The sequence below is a fragment of the Leisingera daeponensis genome, from assembly GCF_019801465.1.
GTDB classification, from domain to species: domain Bacteria; phylum Pseudomonadota; class Alphaproteobacteria; order Rhodobacterales; family Rhodobacteraceae; genus Leisingera; species Leisingera daeponensis_A.
In genome coordinates, this window is the sequence record NZ_JAHVJA010000009.1 from 156,926 (window position 1) to 178,004 (window position 21,079).

21 protein-coding genes are annotated in these 21,079 nt (G+C 62.1%); 7 read left to right on the forward strand and 14 right to left on the reverse strand.

The window, feature by feature from the left end; translation table 11 throughout:
• The first annotated feature begins 25 nt into the window (after positions 1-25).
• The 4 genes from KUV26_RS17805 to KUV26_RS17820 all read left to right on the forward strand — a co-directional run bounded on the left by KUV26_RS17805 (position 26) and on the right by KUV26_RS17820 (position 4,447).
• Positions 26-1,015, forward strand: a complete 990-nt coding sequence (locus tag KUV26_RS17805) for an enoyl-CoA hydratase/isomerase family protein (protein WP_222509371.1) — start codon at positions 26-28, stop codon at positions 1,013-1,015.
• A 187-nt stretch (positions 1,016-1,202) separates the two neighbouring features.
• Positions 1,203-1,661: a (2Fe-2S)-binding protein gene (locus tag KUV26_RS17810; RefSeq protein WP_222509372.1), complete on the forward strand. Its 459-nt coding sequence runs from the start codon at positions 1,203-1,205 to the stop codon at positions 1,659-1,661.
• A gap of 3 nt (positions 1,662-1,664) precedes the next feature.
• Complete coding sequence (locus KUV26_RS17815; protein WP_222509373.1) at positions 1,665-3,809, forward strand: xanthine dehydrogenase family protein molybdopterin-binding subunit; 2,145 nt, start codon at positions 1,665-1,667, stop codon at positions 3,807-3,809.
• Between the two features lie 14 nt (positions 3,810-3,823).
• Entirely contained in the window at positions 3,824-4,447 is a 624-nt protein-coding gene (locus tag KUV26_RS17820) for an Isoquinoline 1-oxidoreductase subunit (protein ID WP_261399965.1), read from the forward strand.
• A gap of 90 nt (positions 4,448-4,537) precedes the next feature.
• On the opposite strand, the gene KUV26_RS17825 is transcribed toward KUV26_RS17820, so the two are convergent.
• Positions 4,538-5,341 carry an MBL fold metallo-hydrolase gene (locus tag KUV26_RS17825; RefSeq protein WP_222509374.1) on the reverse strand — a complete coding sequence of 268 codons (804 nt, stop codon included), beginning with the start codon at positions 5,339-5,341 and terminating at the stop codon, positions 4,538-4,540.
• A 99-nt stretch (positions 5,342-5,440) separates the two neighbouring features.
• On the opposite strand from KUV26_RS17825, the gene KUV26_RS17830 reads away from it, so the two are divergent.
• Positions 5,441-6,358: a GlxA family transcriptional regulator gene (locus KUV26_RS17830; RefSeq protein ID WP_222509375.1), complete on the forward strand. Its 918-nt coding sequence runs from the start codon at positions 5,441-5,443 to the stop codon at positions 6,356-6,358.
• Here the strand turns inward: KUV26_RS17830 and KUV26_RS17835 are convergent.
• The 10 genes from KUV26_RS17835 to KUV26_RS17880 all read right to left on the reverse strand — a co-directional run bounded on the left by KUV26_RS17835 (position 6,327) and on the right by KUV26_RS17880 (position 14,394).
• A complete protein-coding gene (locus KUV26_RS17835; RefSeq protein ID WP_222509376.1) occupies positions 6,327-7,049 on the reverse strand; it encodes an HAD family hydrolase in 723 nt (240 codons plus the stop codon). The two genes, KUV26_RS17830 and KUV26_RS17835, sit on opposite strands and share 32 nt — an antisense overlap.
• Positions 7,050-7,119: 70 nt before the next feature.
• A complete protein-coding gene (locus KUV26_RS17840) occupies positions 7,120-7,776 on the reverse strand; it encodes a DsbA family protein (protein WP_222509377.1) in 657 nt (218 codons plus the stop codon).
• 4 nt (positions 7,777-7,780) lie between these two features.
• Entirely contained in the window at positions 7,781-8,491 is a 711-nt protein-coding gene (locus KUV26_RS17845; RefSeq protein ID WP_261399966.1) for a glutathione S-transferase family protein, read from the reverse strand.
• A gap of 10 nt (positions 8,492-8,501) precedes the next feature.
• Entirely contained in the window at positions 8,502-10,418 is a 1,917-nt protein-coding gene (locus tag KUV26_RS17850) for a monovalent cation:proton antiporter-2 (CPA2) family protein (RefSeq protein WP_222509379.1), read from the reverse strand.
• Positions 10,418-11,032 (reverse strand): NAD(P)H-dependent oxidoreductase, encoded by a 615-nt coding sequence (locus tag KUV26_RS17855; RefSeq protein WP_222509380.1) that lies wholly within the window; start codon positions 11,030-11,032, stop codon positions 10,418-10,420. Before KUV26_RS17855 ends, KUV26_RS17850 begins: the two co-directional genes overlap by 1 nt.
• Entirely contained in the window at positions 11,029-11,715 is a 687-nt protein-coding gene (locus tag KUV26_RS17860; protein WP_222509381.1) for a glutathione S-transferase family protein, read from the reverse strand. The genes KUV26_RS17855 and KUV26_RS17860 overlap by 4 nt, the downstream gene beginning before the upstream one ends.
• A gap of 79 nt (positions 11,716-11,794) precedes the next feature.
• Positions 11,795-12,511, reverse strand: a complete 717-nt coding sequence (locus KUV26_RS17865; protein WP_222509382.1) for a glutathione S-transferase family protein — start codon at positions 12,509-12,511, stop codon at positions 11,795-11,797.
• 58 nt (positions 12,512-12,569) lie between these two features.
• Complete coding sequence (locus tag KUV26_RS17870) at positions 12,570-13,373, reverse strand: SDR family oxidoreductase (protein WP_222509383.1); 804 nt, start codon at positions 13,371-13,373, stop codon at positions 12,570-12,572.
• 15 nt (positions 13,374-13,388) lie between these two features.
• Entirely contained in the window at positions 13,389-13,742 is a 354-nt protein-coding gene (locus tag KUV26_RS17875; RefSeq protein WP_222509384.1) for a cupin domain-containing protein, read from the reverse strand.
• A 40-nt stretch (positions 13,743-13,782) separates the two neighbouring features.
• Entirely contained in the window at positions 13,783-14,394 is a 612-nt protein-coding gene (locus KUV26_RS17880) for an NAD(P)H-dependent oxidoreductase (RefSeq protein WP_222509385.1), read from the reverse strand.
• Between the two features lie 305 nt (positions 14,395-14,699).
• Between KUV26_RS17880 and KUV26_RS17885 the strand changes: the two genes are divergently transcribed.
• Both KUV26_RS17885 and KUV26_RS17890 read left to right on the forward strand, forming a co-directional pair.
• Positions 14,700-15,074 carry a winged helix-turn-helix transcriptional regulator gene (locus KUV26_RS17885; RefSeq protein ID WP_222509386.1) on the forward strand — a complete coding sequence of 125 codons (375 nt, stop codon included), beginning with the start codon at positions 14,700-14,702 and terminating at the stop codon, positions 15,072-15,074.
• A 1-nt stretch (position 15,075) separates the two neighbouring features.
• Positions 15,076-15,942, forward strand: a complete 867-nt coding sequence (locus KUV26_RS17890) for a halocarboxylic acid dehydrogenase DehI family protein (protein WP_222509387.1) — start codon at positions 15,076-15,078, stop codon at positions 15,940-15,942.
• 513 nt (positions 15,943-16,455) lie between these two features.
• Here KUV26_RS17890 and KUV26_RS17895 read toward each other — a convergent pair.
• From KUV26_RS17895 to KUV26_RS17905, 3 genes are all read right to left on the reverse strand, one after another.
• On the reverse strand, positions 16,456-17,265 hold the full coding sequence (locus KUV26_RS17895) for a hypothetical protein (RefSeq protein WP_222509388.1): 810 nt from the start codon (positions 17,263-17,265) through the stop codon (positions 16,456-16,458).
• Positions 17,266-17,572: 307 nt separating this feature from the next.
• Positions 17,573-18,520: a GlxA family transcriptional regulator gene (locus tag KUV26_RS17900; RefSeq protein ID WP_222509389.1), complete on the reverse strand. Its 948-nt coding sequence runs from the start codon at positions 18,518-18,520 to the stop codon at positions 17,573-17,575.
• Positions 18,521-18,586: 66 nt separating this feature from the next.
• Entirely contained in the window at positions 18,587-21,037 is a 2,451-nt protein-coding gene (locus tag KUV26_RS17905) for an FAD-dependent oxidoreductase (protein ID WP_222509390.1), read from the reverse strand.
• Between the last annotated feature and the right edge of the window lie 42 nt (positions 21,038-21,079).

Sequence of the window (21,079 nt, forward strand, 5' to 3'; positions counted from 1 at the left end):
CTGGTTCAAGCCAAAGGAGACCGGAATGCTGGAACCCGAAGTTAAAGAAACCAAAGCTGGCGCAGCCGCGCGGATTACCCTGAACCGCCCCAAGGCGCTGAACGCCCTGACCCGTGAAATGGTGCAGCGCATGTCGCGCATCCTGTCGGAATGGGAAGCCGACCCAGGGGTAAAGCTGATCGTCGCCGATGCCGCCGGGGACAGGGCCTTCTGCGCCGGTGGCGACGTGGCCCGGCTTTATGCCGAGGGCACTGCGGGCAATAACGCCTATTGCACCGATTTCTGGGCAGAAAACTATGCTCTGAACGCCCAGGTTGCCAGCCTCGGCACCCCCTATGTGGCGCTGATGGACGGGATCGTGATGGGCGGCGGCTTCGGCATCTCGGCCCATGGCGCGCACCGTGTCGTCACCGAGCGCACCGTGCTGGCGATGCCCGAATGCGGCATCGGCCTGGTGCCCGATGTGGGCGCCAGCCACCTGCTGGCCCGTGCTCCCGAAGGGCTGGCGCGGCTGATTGCGCTGACCGGGCTTCGGCTTGGTCCCGCCGACTGCATCGCGCTGGGACTCGCAGACAGTTTTGTGCCCTCCGACCGGCTGCCAGCGCTGACCAGCGCGTTGATGAAAGCGGCGGACGCAAGCCCGATCGCGGCTTTCAGCGAACCTCCCGGTCCCGGAACCCTGCCCGATCCTAAAGCCGTGGCGGAGACGTTTGCAGGACAACTGCCCGAAGCAATCGCTGAGCGGCTGGAGCAGAATCGCCAGGACTGGGCGCAAAAAGCAGCCGCTGCATTGCGCCGAGCCTCGCCGATTTCCCTCCAGCTCACACTGAAACTGCTGGATGCAGCGCGGCAAGATTCCAGCTTGCTCCGCTGTCTGGCCCGCGATCTGAACGCCGCGTCATACTGTCTGGCCGAAGGCGACTTTCTTGAAGGCGTGCGAGCCGCGATCATCGAGAAGGACCGCAAACCCAACTGGAAACCAATCAATTTCGCGTCTCCGGAAGTCAGCCTCTAGGCCCTGGCCCTGCTTCGCGGGCTTCGTTTGGCCACAAGGTTACTAAAAGTATACCGGTTGCGATTCGAAACCTGCAGTGAAACGGTAAGCGCGAACCACCCCATCCCCGGCCCTGCCACTCTCGGCAGGGTAGCGCCAAAAGGCGTTGAAGCCAATCTCCAGGACCAGCTAAAGGAGGACACCCGAAATGACTGACCTCACCATCAACGGAAAGGACGTCACACTCGACGTTCCCGGCGATACGCCGCTGCTTTGGGCGCTGCGCGACGATCTGCGCCTGACCGGCACCAAATTCGGCTGCGGGATTGCCCAATGCGGTGCCTGCACAGTCATGGTCGACGGCATGCCGATGCGCTCCTGCGTCACTCCGGTCGAAGCGCTCGAAGGCTCCGAAATCGTCACCATCGAGGCGCTTGAAGGCCCCGAGGCCGACGCAGTGCGCAAGGCCTGGGTCGACATCGACGTGCCGCAATGCGGCTACTGCCAGTCCGGCCAGATCATCGCCGCCGCAGCCCTGCTGACCGAAATCCCAAACCCGACGGATGAGGATATCGACTTTGCGATGGCCGGCAACGCCTGCCGTTGCGCCACTTACGTGCGCATCCGCAAGGCGATCCACAACGCAGCCAAGATGCTGGAGACCTGATCCATGACCAAGTTCTCGCCCACCCGTCGCGGCTTCCTGGCCGGCGGCGCAGCCCTTATCATCGGCGCACATCTTCCTGTTGGCGGCAAGATGGCGGCCAAGGCGGCCTCCGGCCCTGTCAGCCTCAACGCCTTCGTCCGCATCGCCGAGGACAACACCGTCACGGTGATCGTCAAGCATATTGAATTCGGCCAGGGCCCGTTCACCGGCTTTGCCACCCTCGTCGCGGAGGAGCTGGACGCCGAATGGTCGCAGATGCGCGCCGAACATGCGCCTGCGGACACCGCCACTTACCAGAACTTCGCATTTGGCATTCAGGGCACCGGCGCCTCCACCGCGGTGCGCAATGCCTTCACCCAGATGCGCCAGGCCGGCGCCGCAGCGCGCTCGATGCTGGTGCAGGCCGCTGCCCGCGAATGGGGCGTTCCCGAGGATGAGATCACCGTCGCCAAGGGCGTCGTCAGCCATGCCGCCAGCGGCCAGTCGGCGCAATTCGGCGAACTCGTCGCCGCCGCCCAGGACAGCACCCCGCCCGAAGAGCCCAAGCTCAAGGACCCGGCGGATTTCGTGCTGATCGGCAAGGACGTCCCGCGCCTTGATTCCGCGGACAAGACCACCGGCGCGGCGCAGTTCACCCTCGACGTCTTCCGGCAGGGGATGCTGACCGTTGCCGTCGCACACTCGCCCTGGATCGGCGGCAAGGTGAAATCCGTCGATGCCGCCGCCGCGCTGGCCATCGACGGCGTCGAGAAGGTCGAGACCATCCCCACCGGCGTCGCGGTCTATGCCAGGAACACCTACTGCGCCTTCAAGGGCCGCGATGCGCTTGAGATCGACTGGAATCTGAGCGAGGCCGAAACCCGCTCTGCCGAGGAGCAGATGGACGAGGTCGCCGCCGCCGCTGCGACGGGTGAAGGCGTGGTTGCCGAAACCTATGGCGATCTGGACGCGGCCTTTGCCGGTGCCGCTGAGGTGATCGAGGCCGAATACCGCCTGCCCTTCCTCGCCCATGCCCCGCTGGAGGTGATGGACGGTGTGATCGAGAATCGCGGCGATGCGGCCGAGATCTGGATGGGCAGCCAGATGCAGACCGTCGACCAGCAGGTGACCGCCAATATCCTCGGCATCGCGCCCGAGCAGGTGGCGATCAACACCCTGATGGCCGGCGGCAGCTTTGGCCGCCGCGCCCAGTATGACTCGCAGTTCGCCCAGGAGTTGGCCCAGGTGGCCAAGGCCGGCGGCCAGGGCACCTTCAAGCTGGTCTGGAGCCGCAAGGACGACATCCAGGGCGCCTATTACCGCCCGCAGGCCGTCCACCGCCAGCGCGCCGCGCTGGACGAAACCGGCCGCATCATCGGCTGGCAAGACAAGTTCGCCACCGAAAGCATCATGGGCGGCTCCGCCTTCGAAGTGGTGATCCAGAACGGTGTCGACCCCTTTTCGGTTGAGGGCTCAATCCACAAGCCCTACGACTTTGGCGCGTTCGAGGCCCGCTGGGTGCCGACCGACAGCAAGGTGCCGCACCTGTGGTGGCGCTCAGTCGGCCACTCGCACACCGCATTCGCCAACGAGGTGTTCCTGGACGAGGTGCTGCAGGCCAAGGGCAAAGACCCGGTCGCGGGCCGTCTGGAGCTGCTGGGCGACAAGTCCCCGCGCGACCGCAGGGTGCTGGAGCGCGTGGCGGAAATGGCCAACTGGCAGGGAGTGAACGGTTCTGACGGCAAGGCCTACGGTGTGGCGCTGCATCCCAGCTATGACGCCCATTTCGCCTATATCGCCGAGGTCTCGGAGGTGGACGGTGAACCCCGCGTGCGCAAGGTCTGGGTGGCCGCAGACGTCGGCATCGCCATCAACCCCGATGTGGTTAAGGCGCAGATCGAAGGCGGGCTCGGCTATGGGCTCAGCGCCGCGCTGTTCAACGAGATCACGTTTGCCGAAGACGGCCAGGTCGAGCAGGAGAACTTCGACAGTTACCGCCTGCTGCGGATCCACGAGATGCCCGAGGTCGAGATCGATCTTGCCGTCAGCAGTGAAAAACCCGGCGGCATCGGAGAAGCGGGCACCCCGCCGATTGCGCCGGCCGTCAGCAACGCCTGGCGTGTCCTGAAAGGCCAGCCAGTGCGCCGCCTGCCGCTGGTGCGCGCGTAAAAGGAGACCGGACAATGAACTTCATCAAACGCGCTGCGGCCCTGACCGTTGCGGCCCTGCTCGCGCAATTCACCGCCGGCGGCACAGCCGCCGCCCAAGAGGTGAATGGCCTGAAAACTGTCGAGGCTTTCGAAGGCATTGCCCCCGAAGAGGCGCGCTCTGCTGCGATTTTCGGCGAAATGGCCAAGGTCATCACTCACCCGCGCTGCATGAACTGCCACCCGGTCAACAGCGGGCCGCTGCAGGGTGACGAGCGCAAACCGCACTCACCGCCAGTGCCGCGTACCGAGGACAACTTCGGTGTTGTCGCGATGCGCTGCACCACCTGCCACGGCGAAGAAAACCGCCCGTTTCTGGGGGAAAGCGGCTCGGTGCCCGGCAACGGACACTGGCAGCTGGCACCCGCCAGCATGGGTTGGGTCGGCACGACCGTGCCGGAGATCTGCGCCCAGTTGAAGGATCCAGAGCGCAATGGAGGCCGCACCATGACCGAGGTGGCGCACCACATGGGCCATGACTCACTGGTCGGCTGGGCCTGGACCCCGGGCGAAGGCCGCACCCCGGCGCCCGGCACCTGGGAGGCCTTTGCCGAACTGGCGGAGAACTGGATCGAAACCGGTGCCGCCTGCCCCGGTTGAGTCAACGGCTTGCGCGAAGAAACAGACCGGCGGCCCCTCGGAGCCGCCGGATTTTCCGTTCAGACCATTGTCAAACCCGGAAGGGCCCGCTCAGAGCGGCACGAACCGCCAGGCATCGCCCTCCGCCTCGACCCGGCCCAGACCCGGGAACGGCAGGTGGGTGGCGGCGATCGGTGTGCCCGACTGCGCCGCATCAGCCAGCAGCGCGCGGCGGGTGGCGGCGGCGGCAGCAGCGTCGCTGTCCAGCGCATAGCCTGTGTCAGGATCGGCAAAATGCACCTGTCCAGAGATCACCGCGTCACCGACAATCAGCAGTTCCTCGCCGCCGGACCTAAGGCGCAGCCCTGTGTGGCCTGGGGTGTGGCCCGGCAGCGGCACCAGCGTCAGCCCCTCGGCAAGGTCGGCGGCCCCCTCATGGGTCACCACGCGGTCCGCGAAAGATGCGGCAACTGCCTGCACCATTTCGATCATCGGGCGCTGTTCCTCCGGCACTGCATCGGCCAGCCCGGCCTGCGTCCAGAACTCCCATTCCGGCTTCGACACATGCACCCGGACCCCGGAAAAACCGCCGCCCAGCAACCCGCCCAGGTGGTCGGCGTGCATATGAGTCAGCACGATGTCGGTAATCGCTTCGCCCGAGACGGCTTCCAGCGCCTGGCCTGTCGCGGAAAACATCTGCCGCAGTGCTTGGCCGGAACCAGTATCGACCAGGACCCGGCGGCTGGCTGTATCAATCAGCCACAGGTTGGCGCCGATGGTCAGCGGTGCGCTCAGCCGTTGGGTCAGATCGCCGGACAGGCCGGAAAAATACTCCAGCGGCAGATCAAAATGACCGTCGTCGAACACCGTAAGGCTGATCTGGCCGACGGACAGGGTATGAGGGGCATTGGGCATGGGCGCTCTCCTTTTCGCGTGTGATGATCCGGATATGGCGCAAAGCTGAGGTGGCAGGTATTGTCGCCCGTGACAAACTATTTGCCAGTTACGCCAATCATGCCACTTCAACAGCCCGCAGTGATCCTGAACTATCCCGGCTCCATGCCCTCTGCGGTGCTGGGGCTGAATGACATTCTGAGCCACGCCGGACTGGCCCCGCTAACGGTCACACAGCCGGACCTGGCACCCGCCCTTACCCGCGCCGTGATCCTGCCGCCTTCCGCGCGTGAGGTGCATCCCTCGGATGCGCCCTGGGTCACCGGCTGGCTAGCGGAGCAATCCGCCCAGGGTGCGCTCATCTGCTCTGCCTGCACCGGGCTGCACTGGATTGCCGCCGCAGGGATCGACCGGGGCCGTCCAGTAACCACCCATTGGGGGCTAGAGACGCGCATACGGCTGGAATACCCCGCGCTTCAGCTCGATACCGCCCGGCTGGTGATCGAGCACACGGATCTGGTGACCGCTGGCGGGCTGATGGCCTGGATCGACCTGGCGCTGGTGGTGATTGAGCGGCTGGCGGGCCGCGCCGCAATGCTGGACACCGCCCGGCATTTCATCATCGACCCTGGCCGCCGCGACCAGCGCCGCTACCGCCGCTTCCTGCCGCCGATGGACCACGGAGACCGGCCTGTTCTAGCCGCGCAGCAACGGATCGAGGCTCAGTTGGCTGAGCCGCTGAGTGCCGCCAATCTTGCTGCCGCTGTTGGCCTGTCGCTGCGCAGTCTGCAGCGGCGGTTCACCCGCACCACCGGTCACAGCCTGACTGCCTACCAGCAGAACTTGCGTATCGAACGCGCCCGCGACCTGCTGACCACAACTGGACGCAGCGTGGCAGAGATCGCGGCAGAGGTAGGCTATTCCGACCTACCGGCCTTTCACCGGGTTTTCTCACGTCAGGCCGGCATGACCCCCGGCCGCTTCCGGCGCACGCAATGGAACGCGCCTAGCCCTGCAACGCCGTCGCCAGTTCGTTGAAACTGTCCACTTCCAGATCATAGGCACCGGTTTCGCCCCGTGCAGGCGTCTCCGGCGTCCGGTCTCCCCATTCCCGAGGCCGCCGCACCAGCGCGGTGCGGAACCCCACCTGCCGCGCAGCGTCCAGGTCATAGGGGTGGCAAGCCACCATCAGGCACTCCTCAGGCGCCAGCTGCAGCCGCCTTGCCGCCCGCCGGTAGGCTTCTGGCAGCAGCTTGTAGAGGCCCAGCCCCTCGCATGACAGCACCGCATCCCAGACCAGCCCGTTCCGGCGCGAGCTGTCGATGATCAGCCGGTAGGACAGCAGCGAGAATGACGCCACGATGCGGTTCATGCGAAGCGCCGCCAGCCCTTCCTGCACGTCGGGCCAGGCATCGAACCCATGTGGTGCATCCCAAGCAATCGCTTGCCGATCCTGCGCGTCAAAGGTCTCCAGCCCTTCAGTGTTCAGCAGCGCTTCCAGACAGAACCGGTGCGCTTCGTCGAAGTTGTATGCCGGCGGGCTACCCTCACCGAGATTCAGCATCGCCTGCATCGACCGCCGCCGCAGGTCATTGGCCAGCGCCGCCCAGTCACGGCTGATTCCGTGACGCTGTCCCGCCGCGGCGAATGCATCGCGGAACCCACTGTGCCAGTCCAGCACGGTGCCGCCGGTATCAAATGTCAGCGCCTTGATGTCTTGAAGTCTCATGCGGTTTCTCCCTCACCAGCAATTCCGCACCAAGCCGAGCCAGCAGGCGCCGGCTACCCTTAACTGCTGTTCAGGCCGCCTGCGCGGCCTTCAACTGCTGCAGGATACTGGCATAGTTTTCTTCGCCCTGCGCACCGCTCACCAGATGTTGGCGCTCAAAGATCATCGCGGGCACGCCCTGGACGCCGCGGCTGGTCCAGAATTGCTCCTTGGCGCGCACCTGTTCGGCGCGACCGCCGCTTTCCAGCATGGCGCGGGCCGTATCGCCATCCAGCCCCGCGCCAGCGGCAACCGAGGCCAGAACATCAATGCTGGAAACATCCTCGCGCCGGGTAAAGAAGGCCGCAAACAGCGCCAGCTTTACGTCATGCGCCTTGCCCTGCTCCTCCGCCCAGCCGATCAGCTGATGGGCGCGGAAGGTGTTATACATACGCATGTCGTCAGCATAGTTGAAGGTGAACCCCAGCGCCGCGCCCATCTCTGTCAGTCGCGCCCGCGCCTGGCGCGAACCCTCCGGGGTGGTACCGTATTTCGCGGCCAGATGCTCGCGCAGGTTCTCACCCTCCGGCGCCATCTGCGGGTTCAGCTCGAACGGGTGCCAGCGGATATCCACCCCGATGCCGGTCTCGCGCACAGCCTCGGCCAGCTGGTAATAGCCGATGGCGCACCAGGGGCATACAACGTCCGAGACGATGTCGACGCGGATCGGCTGGGTTTCTGCGGTCATGGGATCACTCCTTGTAATTGGCGGCATTGGCGGCCGCCGCAGCTTCGGTGTCGCCTTGGCCAAAGACGGCAGGCCGCGGTTTCGGCAACTGCAACGCCGCCTGGGTGGCAGGCCGCGCGTCAATGCGAGCGAGCCAGGCGTTCAGATGGTCCAGGCCGGAGACATCAACTCCGGCCCAGAAATAGGACCGTGCCCAGGGGTAGGTGGCGATATCAGCAATCGACATCTCCTCCCCCACCAGCCATTCGCGCCCCTGCAGGCGGCTGTCAAGCACCTCCAGCAGGCGGCGGGACTCGTCCACATAGCGCTTGATTGCATAGGGGTCATCATGGCCGTTGGGCCGGGCAATGCGCTGGAAGTACATCGCCTGCCCCATCATCGGCCCGATGCCGCCCATCTGAAACATCAGCCATTGATGGGTCTGTGAGCGTTCATTGGGATCCTCGCTCAGGAACCGCCCGTATTTCTCGGCCAGGTACCACAGGATCGCGCCGCTTTCGAAGACCGCGAAACCATTGTTGCCGCGGTCTACGATGGTTGGGATGCGGCCATTTGGGTTGAGCTTCAGATATTCCGGCGCCTTCTGCTCCTTTTTGGAAAAATCCACTGCTGACAGCTCATAAGGCACATCCGCCTCATGCAGGAAGATCAACGGCTTCCAGCCGTTCATCGTCGGCGCCGTGTACAGAAGGATATCCGGTTTACCCTCGTTCATAACCTCGGTCTCACAGGCTCGCATCGCCCTTGGGCGGCGGGGTCCAGCCGCGTTCCGAACGGTCGTGAGTGTCATGGCGGTCCGCCTTCATCAGCTCGAACAGAGTCTGCGAATGCGCCCGCATCGCATCGATATAGCTTTTCGACACCCCACTTTCATTCCAGCTTTCCCGCAGCCCGTCCAGCGCCTCGCGGTCATGGCTGCGGAAGGTGCGGCTGGCGGCCTCAGCCCGGAACGGGTGGTAGCCGATGGCGGTCATCGCATCGCGACCCATTGCCAGCGCACCCTCGAAGGTTTCCCGCTGGGCCAGATGGGCGCCCGCCCGCTCCAGCTCATAGACATGGTGCCGGTCATGGGCCCGGGCGTGGATGGTGACCTCCGGATAGGTCTTGGCGACATGATGCACCAGTTCGGTCTGCTTTTCCCGGTCATCCAGCGCGGCGACGAACAGCTTGGCATCCTCCAGCCCTGCGCTGTGCAGCAGGTCCGGGCGGGTGGCGTCGCCGTAGTAAGCGCGGAAGCCGATCCGAGACAGGTTCTCGATAGTTTCGGGATCGTGGTCCAGCACCGTAACCTTGTGGCCGTTGGTGACCAGCATCCGGGTGATGATCTGGCCGACCCGGCCAATGCCCGCCACCACGATGCTGCCCGCCTCGTCGATCTCATCCGCCGCGCGGTCCTCTGTCCGGACCGCACGCGGCGCCAGCACCTTTTCATAGAGGATGAACAGCAGCGGTGTCAGCAGCATGGTCAGCGCCACCACCAGCGTCATCGGCTTGATCACCTCGGCACCCAGGATGCCGGCCCCGGCAGCAAAACCGAACAGGACAAAGGCGAACTCCCCTGCCTGCGCCAGACCCAGCGAGAACAACCAGCGGTCGGCGCCGCGCAGGCCGAAACCAGTGCCCAGCACGTACAGCACCCCCGCTTTCAGCGCCATCAGCCCCAGCGCCAGGCCAACCAGCCCAACGGGGTTGGACAGCAGCAGCTGGAAATCGATGCCCGCGCCGACAGTGATGAAGAACAGCCCCAGAAGCAGACCCTTGAAGGGCTCGATATCGCTTTCCAGCTCATGCCGGTATTCGCTGTCCGACAGCACCACGCCGGCCAGGAAGGTGCCAAGCGCGGGCGACAGGCCCACATAGTTCATCAGCAGCGCAATTCCGATCACCAGCATCAGCGCCGCGGCGGTGAAAATCTCGCGCAGCCGCGCCTCGGCGATAAAGCGGAAGACCGGCCGGATCACCGTCCGCCCCGCCACGATGATGCCCCCGATGATAAGCAGGACCGCCACCGCCTGCGCCCAATCCGGCAGCGTGTCGAACAGCGTTGGCGCGCCATGGCCATGCCCGTGCGCGTCCGCCGCAGGCGCGCCATGGCCGGAATCGCCGTGACCGTCGTGACCGCCGGCGACGGCGTTCACCGCCAGCAGCGGCATCAGCGCCAGCATCGGGATCACCGCAATATCCTGGGTCAGCAGCACCGAGAAGGAACCCTTGCCGCCCGCTGTCGGCATCAGCCCCTTTTCCCCCAGCGTCTGTAGCACGATCGCTGTCGAGGACAGCGCCAGGATCATCCCCAGCGCCAGTGATGCCTGCCAGGCAACACCAAAGACCAGCGCCGCCGCGGCAATCAGCACGGCGGTGCCCAGCACCTGCATCCCGCCCAGCCCCAACAGCTGCGCCCGCATCCGCCACAGCATCGCGGGCTGCAGTTCCAGACCGACCAGGAACAGCATCATCACCACGCCGAATTCGGCAAAATGCTGGATGTCGACGGTCTCGCCGCCGACAACGCCCAGCACCGGGCCGATCACCAGCCCCGCGATCAGGTACCCCAGCACAGAACCGAGCCCCAGACGCTTGGCCAGCGGCACCGCAATCACCGCTGCAACCAGATAGACAAAACCAGCAGCAAGAAGATCCATCACACGGCCTCCAGCTTGGCGGCCCCTGCCGCCGTGAATCCATTCAGCGACAACGCCGCGCGGGCGGCCGTAATATCCAGCGTGTCGTCACGCAGCGCCTTCAGCAGTGACCGCCATTCGGCGAGGTGAGACTTGTCCCGCCCCTCTTCCACCGCGCGCCCTGCGCCGAACAGCGCAAAGGGCGCCAGGTAGCGCATCCGGCACAGGTCAGCGGTTTTCTCGAATGGCATCAGCAAGGTACGCAGATGCGCGCCATTTGCACCTTCGGGCGTGTAAGCCTCGGCCGCAGCCCCGCAAGTGACCGCATTAAATGTCACCTTGCCGTCCAAGGCATGGCCCGAATGGCCATAGGCAAACCCGTGCTCCAGCACCAGGTCCTGCCATTCCCTCAGCAATGCCGGCACAGAATACCAGTACAGAGGATGTAGAAAGACAATCGCATCATGTTCTGTGATCCGCTGCTGCTCACGATCGACGTTCATTTCAAAAGACGGATATTCGCCGTAAAGATCGACGCAAGTTATGCCCTCGATCCCGCGCGCGGCCTCGAACATCGGCGCGTTTATCTCCGAACGGTCAGGCCGGGGATGCGCCAGGTAAACCAGAGTCCTCATGCTGCTCCCTCATAACGGCTGCGTGCCCAGCGGACGACCTCCAGCTGCTCCTCATCCGCGATCACGCGGGCGTATCCGGGCTGCGCATAGCAGCGATCCAGCCAGCTCCGGATAGACGGCCAGCGCGCATCGTCCAGTGCGAACCCCGCCAGCTCCGCTCCGCGCAACCAGCTCGACAAAGCGATATCCGCCACGCTGAAGGTGCCCGCGGCATAGTGCGCATCGGCCAAGAACTCTGCCAGTGCATCCAGCAATTGCGGCACCAGCACGGTCATCGCATGTTCGACCATGTCTTCCTTGCCGCCGGCCTTGCCGAAGTAATAGGGCACAACGATGCGCTGGCCGAACATCATGCCGCCAAAGACCTGCGCCATCTGGCTGTCGGCGAACTGCTGGATCTGCAGCGCCCGCTGGCGCAGCTCCGGCTGCGGCGGGATCAGCACAGGCAGCGGCACCGACTGTTCCGCCCAGGCGGCGATATCAGCGCTTTCGGTGACTGGCGCCAGGCCATCACCTGGCAGCAACACTGGCACGGTGCCGGCCGGGTTGACCGCCAGCACCTTCTGCCGCTCGATATAGGGAACGGCGGGGTCCAGAGTATAGCCAATCCCCTTCTGCTCCAGCACTACCCGTACCTTGCGCACAAAGGGCGAGACCGGGTAGCCAACAAGTGTAATGCTCATTTCACTGCGTCTTTCTCATCTGATTTGCCTCCGGACCGCGGCGGCCCGGAGACCGGCCGCCAACCAGGCTGCGGCTGGATCAGGCGTTTTTCACATCGCCGGCAAACCGCGCCGCGTTTTCCTTCAGGAAGGCGTCGGCATCCGCGTTTTCGTCCCAGAACTGGGGCTGTGCCTTGGGGATGGTCAGCGCCTTCTGAACCGCCGGGCGCGCGTCGATGCGGTCAAACCAGGCCTTCAGGTGCGGCAAGTCGTCAACTTCGACCCGCGCCCACGGGTAAGCCCGCGCCCACGGGTAGATCATCATGTCGGCGATGGAGTATTCCCCGGCAATGAAATCGCGGCCTTGCAGCTGTGTGTTCAGTACTTCCATCAAGCGGCGGGATTCATCCACGTAGCGCTTGATCGAGAACGGCTCCTCATGCCCGTTCGGGGCAGCAATGCGCTGAAAATACATCGCTTGCCCCATCATCGGGCCGACGTGACCGACCTGAAAGAACAGCCACTGCAGCGTTTCCGACCGGGTAACCGGATCGTTTGACAGGAACTTGCCGTATTTGTTGGCCAGATGCCAAAGAATGGCGCCGGACTCAAAAATGGCCCGATCTTCGGCCCGGTCATAGATCGTGGGGATCTTTCCATTCGGATTCAGCTTGAGGAAATCGGGGGTTTTCTGCTCCTGCTTGGAGAAATCGATGAAAGTCAGGTCATATGGGACACCAGCTTCTTCCAGAAAAATAACCGGCTTGTAACCGTTCATAGTAGCAGCGGTGTAAAGGTGAATGTCCGGTTGGGTCATGATTGTCTCCTGAGGGCAAGTGTCCGGGCCCGCTCGTTGCCGCGCAGGCCCGAAGGGTTCAGATTTCCAGCGTCCAGTGTTTCTGCTGGTAATCCAGCACGTCCTTGATCGCCTCTTCCGGGAAAACAGTGCGGAATTTGTGGTGATCCGCCGCGATGACCTCGGCCATCTTGTCGATCATTGGCTGCGGATCCATCTGCAAGCCGTCGCCTGCAAACAGGTCGCGGACCTTGCGGATCGCTTCCGGTGACGTTATGCTCTTCTCCGGATCGTACCACTCGTCCATCTTGTCATACATCCGGTCGTTGAACCCGGTCCGGTACGCGCCCGGGTTGAGGGTCGCAACCTGGACACCCATCGGTTCAAGCTCTTCCCGCATCAGTTCGGCGATGGCCTCCAGCGCGTGTTTGGACGCGGTATAGGGGGCCAAATACGGGAAGGTCAGGAACCCGGCGATCGACGAAACGAACACCACCTTGCCACGCCCGCGGCGGGCAAAGGCCTGCGCATAGGGCTGAACGAATTCGACGGTCGAGAACACGTTCGTTTCAAACACAGTCCGAATGCGGTCGACGTCAATCTCGGCAATCGGGCCGGTATCGCCGATGGCGGCGTTTGCCACCACGACATCCACCTCGGCGCCAAAGCGGTCGAAGGCGGCCTGACGATCCTCCGCACTGGTAATGTCCAGCATGACGGTTTCCAGCGCCAGGCCCAGTTCAGCCGCTTCTGCCTTGAGCGTTTCCGCCCCTTTTGCGCCGTGGGTCGTCGCAATCACGCGATGACCCTGCTTCGCCAGTTCGAAGGCCGCACCCTTGCCAAGCCCGGAGCCGGCACCAGTGATCAGAATAGTCTTGCTCATCTGCCGTTCCTCGCCTCAGTCGTGCGGTTCCAAGTCATTGTCCAGACGCTCGAACAGCACGGCCTCAACCGTGGTGGTTCCGACATTGCTGACCTGATGCGTCCAGGGTCCGTTGTGCATGAAGTCGCCATCAGCCACCTCTTTCTCGACGACCGAGCCGTCTTCGAGCTTGATGGACAGCGTGCCGCCCTTGATGAAGTAGACGATCTCCTCGGGGTGGCGGTGCGGCTCATCCGTCGCACCCGGCGGCATCTTCATGCGGACCAGACGCGTAATGCCGGTGTTCACCAGCTCTTCATACATATCTGGCGACGCTTCATCGGCCAGCGGCGCGCGCTGGCCGACGGTGATCAGGGGAGAGTTGCTCACCTCACGAACCTCCTTTTTGGAATGAGTCCACAGCCGTGAATCAGGCCACTTCCGACACAGAGTTGGCACCGAAGACACGGGCCAGATGCGCGTCAAAACGGGCGAAATCCGAGTCCACATCGGCGTTCTTCATCACGTCAAAGGCGCCAAAGGTGGGCAGAGGCGACATGCCGAAGAACTTGGCGTTCAGGTGCATCGGGCGCAGCAGATCGTCGAGCGACGCGCCTTCGAAGAACGGCTCAGTCGGGTTGTCGAATGCCTCAACCGGCGCGTTCAGCGTGACGGACAGCATGTAGGTGGTGCCGGTCAGCGAGCCACCCATACCGTAGTTTTCTTTCGGGGCTTCGGCGACGCGGCCATCACCATTGGTCAGGCGGCCATCCATACCTGCGGTATAGACCTCATCCATGTATTTCTTGAACGACCACGGTACACCCATCCAGTTTACCGGGAACTGCATGATGACGGTGTCGGCCCATTGGTGGCTGGCGATTTCCTGCTCGACATCATAGCCTTCGGCGATCTTGGTCACACGCACGTCGTGTCCGGCGGCTTTCAGGTACGCGGTGGCACGGTCAATCAGCGCTGCGTTCAGTTCACCCTTGGCGAAGGGATAGGGCTGGTGGCCGTTGAGGATCAGAATATTGCTCATGGTGTCTTCCTTGCGATTTCCTGCGGCGTGGCGGGATCAGCCGCCGCACAGCCCGCAATCTGGACACGACGAAACATTCCGCAACTAGTATACTTTTGGTAACCTGCACCAAAATCAGCACGGAAGGATGGGGCGGTTTCGCAGATGACCCGACTAAGGCCATGAAATAAGACCGGAAAACTTCCGCGCCCCGCCCGCGTTGACAAATTTGGACAATTGTGAAATTTATTTCCCAAGCAACGAAAAGTGACCTGATCACTTTTCCTGCCGGCCCGAATCCACTCCGGAAACCCATGGAGGCAATGATGCGAGCACGCGTGGAAGAAGACGACCAAGGTCGCCGCAATGCCTACGACGCCTGTTTTGAACCCTGCGCAATCGAGCGCGGCATGCGGATCATCGGCGGCAAGTGGACCGGCTCCATCCTGTGGCACTTGAAAGACGAACCTGTCCGGTTCAACGATCTCGCCCGCATGGTCGGCGGTGCCAGCAAGAAGATGATCACCGAACGCCTGCGCCAGCTCGAAGGACAGGGTCTTGTGACCCGTCAGGTTCTGGACACCGCACCGGTGTCGGTGCAATACGAGATTACGGATCTGGGCAGCACTGCGCTGGGGTTCCTGGACGAGTTGCGCAAATGGAGTGAAGGACTGCCGCAGCACATGACGGCAGAGGCATAACATGCTTGCGCGGCTGAAACCCTCCCCGCTGCCACCCATCCGCCCCGTGCCCGAACGCGCCGCAACCGGCGAACTGGCGGAAATCTACGAGCGCACCAAAAGCGGGCTAGGCGTGCCTTGGATGGGGGTCGTGGCGATGGCCTTTGCCCGTTATCCAAGCTTCTACAAAACGTTCTGGCAAGCGCTGGAGCCGGTGGCCGCGACAGAGGCCTGCGCCACGGCCTGTCAGGACCTGCGCAACTTCGCGGAAATGCAGGTCGGCTCATTCTCCCCGCCGCCCATCAAGGCACGGCTCGAGGACGCGGGCTATGACGCGGTGGAACTGGAGCAGATCATCGCCTGCAACGAGGTCTTCTCTGCCGGCAACATGCCCTATCTGCTAATGGCGTCGCTGGCCCGGACGCTGCTGGAAGGCCAAGTTTGGACCGCGCAAGGCGAGGCCGCACCCCGGCCCGCGCTGACGGCAGTTGGCGAACACCCGGTCCTGATGGAGGCCCATCACGCCAGCCCGGACACTGCGGCGCTTTACGCCGACTTGCGCGAGACGCTTGGGTTGCCGTTCGTAAATACCGATTACCGCGCCTTTGCCCGCTGGCCGAGCTATTTCGCGGCGGCTTGGGGAGATCTCAAACACGTGATCCAGTCCGGCGGATACGAACCCGCGGTCCAGGACATTCACGAACGGGCGGTGGAACTGGCACTTGGACTGCCAAACGCCACCGGCCTTACGCCGGACGCTCTGAAAGCCGCCGCGGCACAGGATGCGGACCCGAATGAAGTTCTCGCCGTCGTACGGTTGTTCCAATGGCTTCTACCTGGTCTTGCTTTCAACGTCGCCTTCCTGCGCGCGCAGCTTGTTCCAGCTTGATCTTCTTCAACAAAGCCGGCCGAAACGTCTCTCTTTGCGCAGACGAAGCGACGCGTCAAATGCCGGCCGCTTGATGCCTGTCAGGACCCATTAGGCATAACCTTAAAGCTAATCTCCAGGCGAGAGGATTTCTATCGGCCTGCCTATATTCCGCAATTGATGAAAACCTTGCGACCGCCATTCCCCGCCCAAATAAGATGCAAAGGTATCAGACACTAAAACTGGTTCCTTCAGTTCATTGCATTTTTCTTCAATCCGTGCTGCCTCGTTTGCGGCGCGGGCCGATCACTGTAAAATCAATGCGCTCCTTTGTACCAATGTTTCCGTACATCACCTGCCCTACGTGCAAACAGATGCCGAACCTGATTGGCGGCTCGCCCTGCTCAGCGTACTGCTGATTAAGTGCCTGTAAATCGAGAAGCCCTTTTTTGCAGCATTAAGAGCAACCTCGCACGCCCCCGAACTATCTGAATAGCGATTGATCGGAAAAATGGACAATGACGCATCGCCAATTTACTTCAAGACCTCGCCACCGGCCTCCAAAAAGGCCCCTGCGGTAACTTCGTAATAGTCATTTAGCAGCGCGAGGTAACTCTGGACGTCATAGTGCTCTGCAAGCTTGGCTGATCCTCGCAGATCGCAGAACACAATTACGGCGTCGATCATCTCACCGTCGCCTCGCTGGACCTGCCCATCGTAAACCCTCCGGCTGGAGTAAGGACCTAGATACGCTTCCAATACCACATTCGCCCGGCTTCGATGGGTAAGGCTGCGCAACTGTGCGCAAAGAGGCAGCCGGAGTTTGCGAAGCAGCTCCAGCGCATCTTCGGAGAAACCTTCCGGCGCTGAGGAAATCCAGCTCAAGATAATGCCGTCTTTACCTTCCGGAGGTGTCGAGCGGTCCGCGAAATTTGTGAGTTGCAGAAAGTAATCGGTGGCGCCCGCTTCACCGGCTGATATGAGAAACGGAAACTCGTCGGATCGCGATCCGGGTTCAATTCTGATGCGCCCTTCGATTTCACCCTTTTCAAAAAATGGCCGAATCGGGCTCTTGAGCCACGCTTGTGTGTTAGTGAAACCGCGTTGAAAATTTTGGACCTCAACTCCACGATCACGGTGCCAGTTATACGTGCCGACCGTATGCAACGGGTGCAGCATTGGAATACCTAAATGCATCCGTTGCAGATCGATCCCTAAAGAGATCAGCAACTTAACCAGTTCCTCTTGCAGCTTGGGAATGGTCCAATCCTTAAACGCGCTGCGGTTCAACCAGTCGGAGATCTCCCAGTAGTGCGATTGAAGATCGGCATTGACTGCAGTCATTTTGAAAACCTTCGAATTTTCAGCCGAACGGCTCCGGTGATGCGGCGCGCTTTTCCAGTCCCCTTTGTGCCAGGGACTTAACTACTAGAACACCTGAGGTCCAGTTAGGCCGACCCCTAGCCTCCTCAAGCCTGTTGGCGCGCTTCAATCAAGCAGCCTGACCGCCGGGTTGCTGCATTTGTTTTGAACCGCCGCCCTTGTCAGGCTCAATGCCGTAAGGCACCTCCCATGTGTCGTCACGGTGAGCAAAATACAGCTGCGTTGTGACCGGCTTTGTCTGATTTGGCCTCATTGCCGCAGTCTGAAGTTAGTGTGCGAGCACGGCCTTTTCGAAACGGGGGGTGATGCCAAATTGCCTCTTGTAGTGCTTCGAGAAGTGGCTGACCGATGAAAAACCGCAGGCAGTCGCGACATCGATCACACGCATCTGGGTTTGCTGCAAAAGCGCGCGCGCTCTCTCGAGCCTGAGAACCGTCATGTAGCTTTTGGGACTGTTTCCCAAATGCTGGCTGAACAGCCTTTCGAGTTGCCGCGTCGAAATCCCAACCTGCTCAGCGATGATTGATGGCGAAACAGGGTCCTCCAAGCACTCCTGCATATAGCCTATTGCCTTTGATAGTTTTTCATTCCTGTATTCGACACGCCGGAGACTGGCCACAACCTGGCGGCTGCTCCCTTCCCGCACAGATGCACTGAGGAGCTGATCAGCAACTTGAGTGGAGGCCTCCGGGCCAGCCTTCTGACAAATCAGCTCGGAAAAAAGGTCTAGCGTTGCAGCGCCGCCGCCGCAGGAGACAACGTTGGCTGCCTCCTCAAAAATCGTGCAGACAGGATCCAGTTCAAGAAAGCTCTCTTGAAAAATGGGTTTCATCCTCCAGTGCGAGCTGATCCGCCCGCCTTTTGCAATGCCGATCCGGGCAAGAAACAGCGCTCCGCCCCCCAGCCCGCAAAGCCGCGCCCCAATTCTTGCGGCCTGCCGCAGCCAGGCCGCGGTTCTGCCGGACTTGGGGTAGTTTTGGGAATTGAAAGCGCAGCAAATGACGATGCAATCCTCGCGGCGCACCTCCGGCAAAGCGCTGTCAACCGCGGCAGTCAGCCCCGATGAGGAGGTAACGCTGCCGCCCGTTTCGCTGACAATTTTCCACTGAAAAAGCGTCTTTCCCGATGTTTCGTTTGCGGCGGCCAAAGAATCGATACCGGATCCCAAGTCCAAAGCTGAGAACCCCGGCATCAGCAAGAACACAAAGCGGTTCATTGTAACCGGATCGCATCGTTCCATGCCTATTTTCTTCTCTGGCCGCCCCATAGTCCTAGTCCCGAGTTAGGAACGCATGTTTGCGCCGTTGGCGTCATAGGCCGGGCCCGCCAAGACCAGCGCATCATAGAAGTTGCCGAGGATTTCCACCTGAAGCTTGGTTCCGGGATCCGCGAATTCGGCGGCAACATAGCCCATCGCCATCGACTTGCCGACATGATGCGCATAGCCGCCCGAACTGACATAGCCGACCGGTTCGCCGTCTTTCAGGATCGCCTCGTCATGGGCCACGTCGATCCCCTCAACGTCGATGGTCATTGTCACCAGCTTCTGGGAGACACCTTCATCGCGGGCCTTCAGCGTTGCCTCTTTGCCGACAAAGTCCTTTTTCCAGTTGATGAAGACATCCATCCCGGATTCGACCGCGTCAAAGTCGGGACGGTATTCCATCGTCCAGACACCCCAGCCCTTTTCGAGCCGCATCGATAGCAGTGCGCGTGCGCCGTACCAGCGATAGACCAGATCCGCGCCGGCCTCTTCGATGGCGTCTGCCAGGCGCATCAGATATTGCGGCTTGCAGTAGATCTCATAGCCCAGTTCACCGGAGAAACTGATCCGGTTGATAATCACCGGCACGCCGCCGACAAATGTCTGGCGCAGGTCGCGGAACTTGAAGGCTTCGGCTGAAACATCGTCGCGCGTGATCCGGGCAAGCAGTTCCCGCGATTTCGGGCCTGACAGGGCGATGCCGTGCCAGTCGTCCGAAACATTGGTATAGGAAATGCCTGCGGGCAGGTCTTTTTCGAACCAGCGGCGGTGCGCCTCCTGCATCGCGCCAGAACCGAACAGCATAAAGTGATCCTCGGCCAGACAAGCCACGGTCAGGTCTCCGTAAAGCTTGCCCTTGGGTGTTAGCATCGGTGTCAGCGCCAGGCGTCCGGGTTTGGGGACAAAACCGGCCAGGATATGGTTCAGGTATTCGCGAACGCCCTCGCCCTTGAACTCATGCTTGGCAAAGTTGGCAATCTCGATGCCGCCGACAGCTTCGCGCACGGCCTTGATTTCCCGCGCGACATAGTCGTGCGACCGGTTGCGCTCGAAGGATGGAACCTCATGCGCATCCTCGGGACCGTCGGCAAACCACAGCACATGTTCCAAGCCGAACCCCTGGTCCATCACCGCCCCCTTGCCGATCATGCGGTCATAGAGCGCGGTTGTCTTTTGCTTGCGGCCCTTGGGCAGGGTTTCGTTCGGGAAGGTCATCACGAAGCGGCGTTCGTAGTTCTCCGACGACTTGATGGTGCCCCAGTCAGGTGTCGCGAACTCGCCGAACCGTGCTACGTCCATCGCCCAGACATCGATGGAGGGTTCGCCGTCGATCATCCACTCCGCCAAGGTCAGGCCCACGCCGCCGCCCTGGCAAAAGCCCGCCATGACACCAACAGCCACCCAGTAGTTCTTCATGCCCGGAACAGGACCGATCAGCGGGTTGCCGTCTGGACCAAACGTGAACGGGCCGTTGATCACATCCTTGATGCCGGCATTGGCCATCGCCGGGAGACGTTCGAATGCGGTTTCCAGGCGGTCTGCCACCCGGTCCAGATCCGGCGGGAGCAGTTCATGGCCGAAGTCCCAGGGCGTCCCGCCGACTTTCCACGGGGTCGCCTGGGCCTCGTAGGTGCCCAGCAGCATGCCCTGCCCTTCCTGGCGGCAATAGACGTTGGCCTCGAAGTCGATCCCGTGCGGCAGTTGCTGACCGAAGTTCACAACTTCATCCATGCGCTCAGTGATCAGGTAATGGTGCTCCATCGGCTGAACCGGCAATTGAATGCCCGCCATATGACCCACCTCACGCGCCCACAGACCGCCGCAGTTCACGACATGCTCTGCGTTGATCGTGCCCTTGGGGGTGACGATGTCCCAGCTGCCGTCCGGGCGCTGCGTCATACCGGTTGCGCCGCAGTGGGTGAAATACTGTGCGCCATGCGCCTTGGCCGCCTTGGCAAAAGCATATGTCGTGCCGGACGGGTCCAGATGGCCGTCCTGCGCATCCCACAGAACCGCGTGATAGTGGTCCGGATCGATCAGCGGGTGACGCTCGGCCAGTTCCTTGGGCGAGATGAATTCCTGATCCAGGCCCATGTAACGCGCCTTCGAACGCTCGCCCTTCAGGTAGTCATACCATTCCTTGGTGGAAGCAGCGTAGAAACCACCGGTCTGATGCAAACCGACGGATTGGCCAGACAGTTCCTCGATTTCTTTATAAAGGTTGATCGTATATGACTGCAGGCGCGAGATGTTAGGGTCAGAGCTGATGGTATGGATACCCCCGGCCGCGTGCCAGGAGGAACCGGATGTCAGCTCGTCACGCTCAAGCAGCACCGCATCTTTCCACCCGAACTTGGCCAGGTGGAAAAGGATCGAGCAGCCAACAACGCCGCCGCCAACAACAACGACTTTGGCGTGGGACGGAAGTTTCTTGCCGCCTGTGGTCTCTTCGGTCTGAATAGTAGGCATGTTTCGTTCATCCTCAGGGATTCAGCTCTCATAGCGCCAGGG

Coding starts and splice junctions, on each gene's coding strand:
- KUV26_RS17805 (WP_222509371.1), top strand. CDS start 26: ATGCTGGAACCCGAAGTTAAAGAAACCAAAGCTGGCGCAGCCGCGCGG.
- KUV26_RS17810 (WP_222509372.1), top strand. CDS start 1,203: ATGACTGACCTCACCATCAACGGAAAGGACGTCACACTCGACGTTCCC.
- KUV26_RS17815 (WP_222509373.1), top strand. CDS start 1,665: ATGACCAAGTTCTCGCCCACCCGTCGCGGCTTCCTGGCCGGCGGCGCA.
- KUV26_RS17820 (WP_261399965.1), top strand. CDS start 3,824: ATGAACTTCATCAAACGCGCTGCGGCCCTGACCGTTGCGGCCCTGCTC.
- KUV26_RS17825 (WP_222509374.1), bottom strand. CDS start 5,341: ATGCCCAATGCCCCTCATACCCTGTCCGTCGGCCAGATCAGCCTTACG.
- KUV26_RS17830 (WP_222509375.1), top strand. CDS start 5,441: ATGCCACTTCAACAGCCCGCAGTGATCCTGAACTATCCCGGCTCCATG.
- KUV26_RS17835 (WP_222509376.1), bottom strand. CDS start 7,049: ATGAGACTTCAAGACATCAAGGCGCTGACATTTGATACCGGCGGCACC.
- KUV26_RS17840 (WP_222509377.1), bottom strand. CDS start 7,776: ATGACCGCAGAAACCCAGCCGATCCGCGTCGACATCGTCTCGGACGTT.
- KUV26_RS17845 (WP_261399966.1), bottom strand. CDS start 8,491: ATGAACGAGGGTAAACCGGATATCCTTCTGTACACGGCGCCGACGATG.
- KUV26_RS17850 (WP_222509379.1), bottom strand. CDS start 10,418: ATGGATCTTCTTGCTGCTGGTTTTGTCTATCTGGTTGCAGCGGTGATT.
- KUV26_RS17855 (WP_222509380.1), bottom strand. CDS start 11,032: ATGAGGACTCTGGTTTACCTGGCGCATCCCCGGCCTGACCGTTCGGAG.
- KUV26_RS17860 (WP_222509381.1), bottom strand. CDS start 11,715: ATGAGCATTACACTTGTTGGCTACCCGGTCTCGCCCTTTGTGCGCAAG.
- KUV26_RS17865 (WP_222509382.1), bottom strand. CDS start 12,511: ATGACCCAACCGGACATTCACCTTTACACCGCTGCTACTATGAACGGT.
- KUV26_RS17870 (WP_222509383.1), bottom strand. CDS start 13,373: ATGAGCAAGACTATTCTGATCACTGGTGCCGGCTCCGGGCTTGGCAAG.
- KUV26_RS17880 (WP_222509385.1), bottom strand. CDS start 14,394: ATGAGCAATATTCTGATCCTCAACGGCCACCAGCCCTATCCCTTCGCC.
- KUV26_RS17885 (WP_222509386.1), top strand. CDS start 14,700: ATGCGAGCACGCGTGGAAGAAGACGACCAAGGTCGCCGCAATGCCTAC.
- KUV26_RS17890 (WP_222509387.1), top strand. CDS start 15,076: ATGCTTGCGCGGCTGAAACCCTCCCCGCTGCCACCCATCCGCCCCGTG.
- KUV26_RS17895 (WP_222509388.1), bottom strand. CDS start 17,265: ATGACTGCAGTCAATGCCGATCTTCAATCGCACTACTGGGAGATCTCC.
- KUV26_RS17900 (WP_222509389.1), bottom strand. CDS start 18,520: ATGAACCGCTTTGTGTTCTTGCTGATGCCGGGGTTCTCAGCTTTGGAC.
- KUV26_RS17905 (WP_222509390.1), bottom strand. CDS start 21,037: ATGCCTACTATTCAGACCGAAGAGACCACAGGCGGCAAGAAACTTCCG.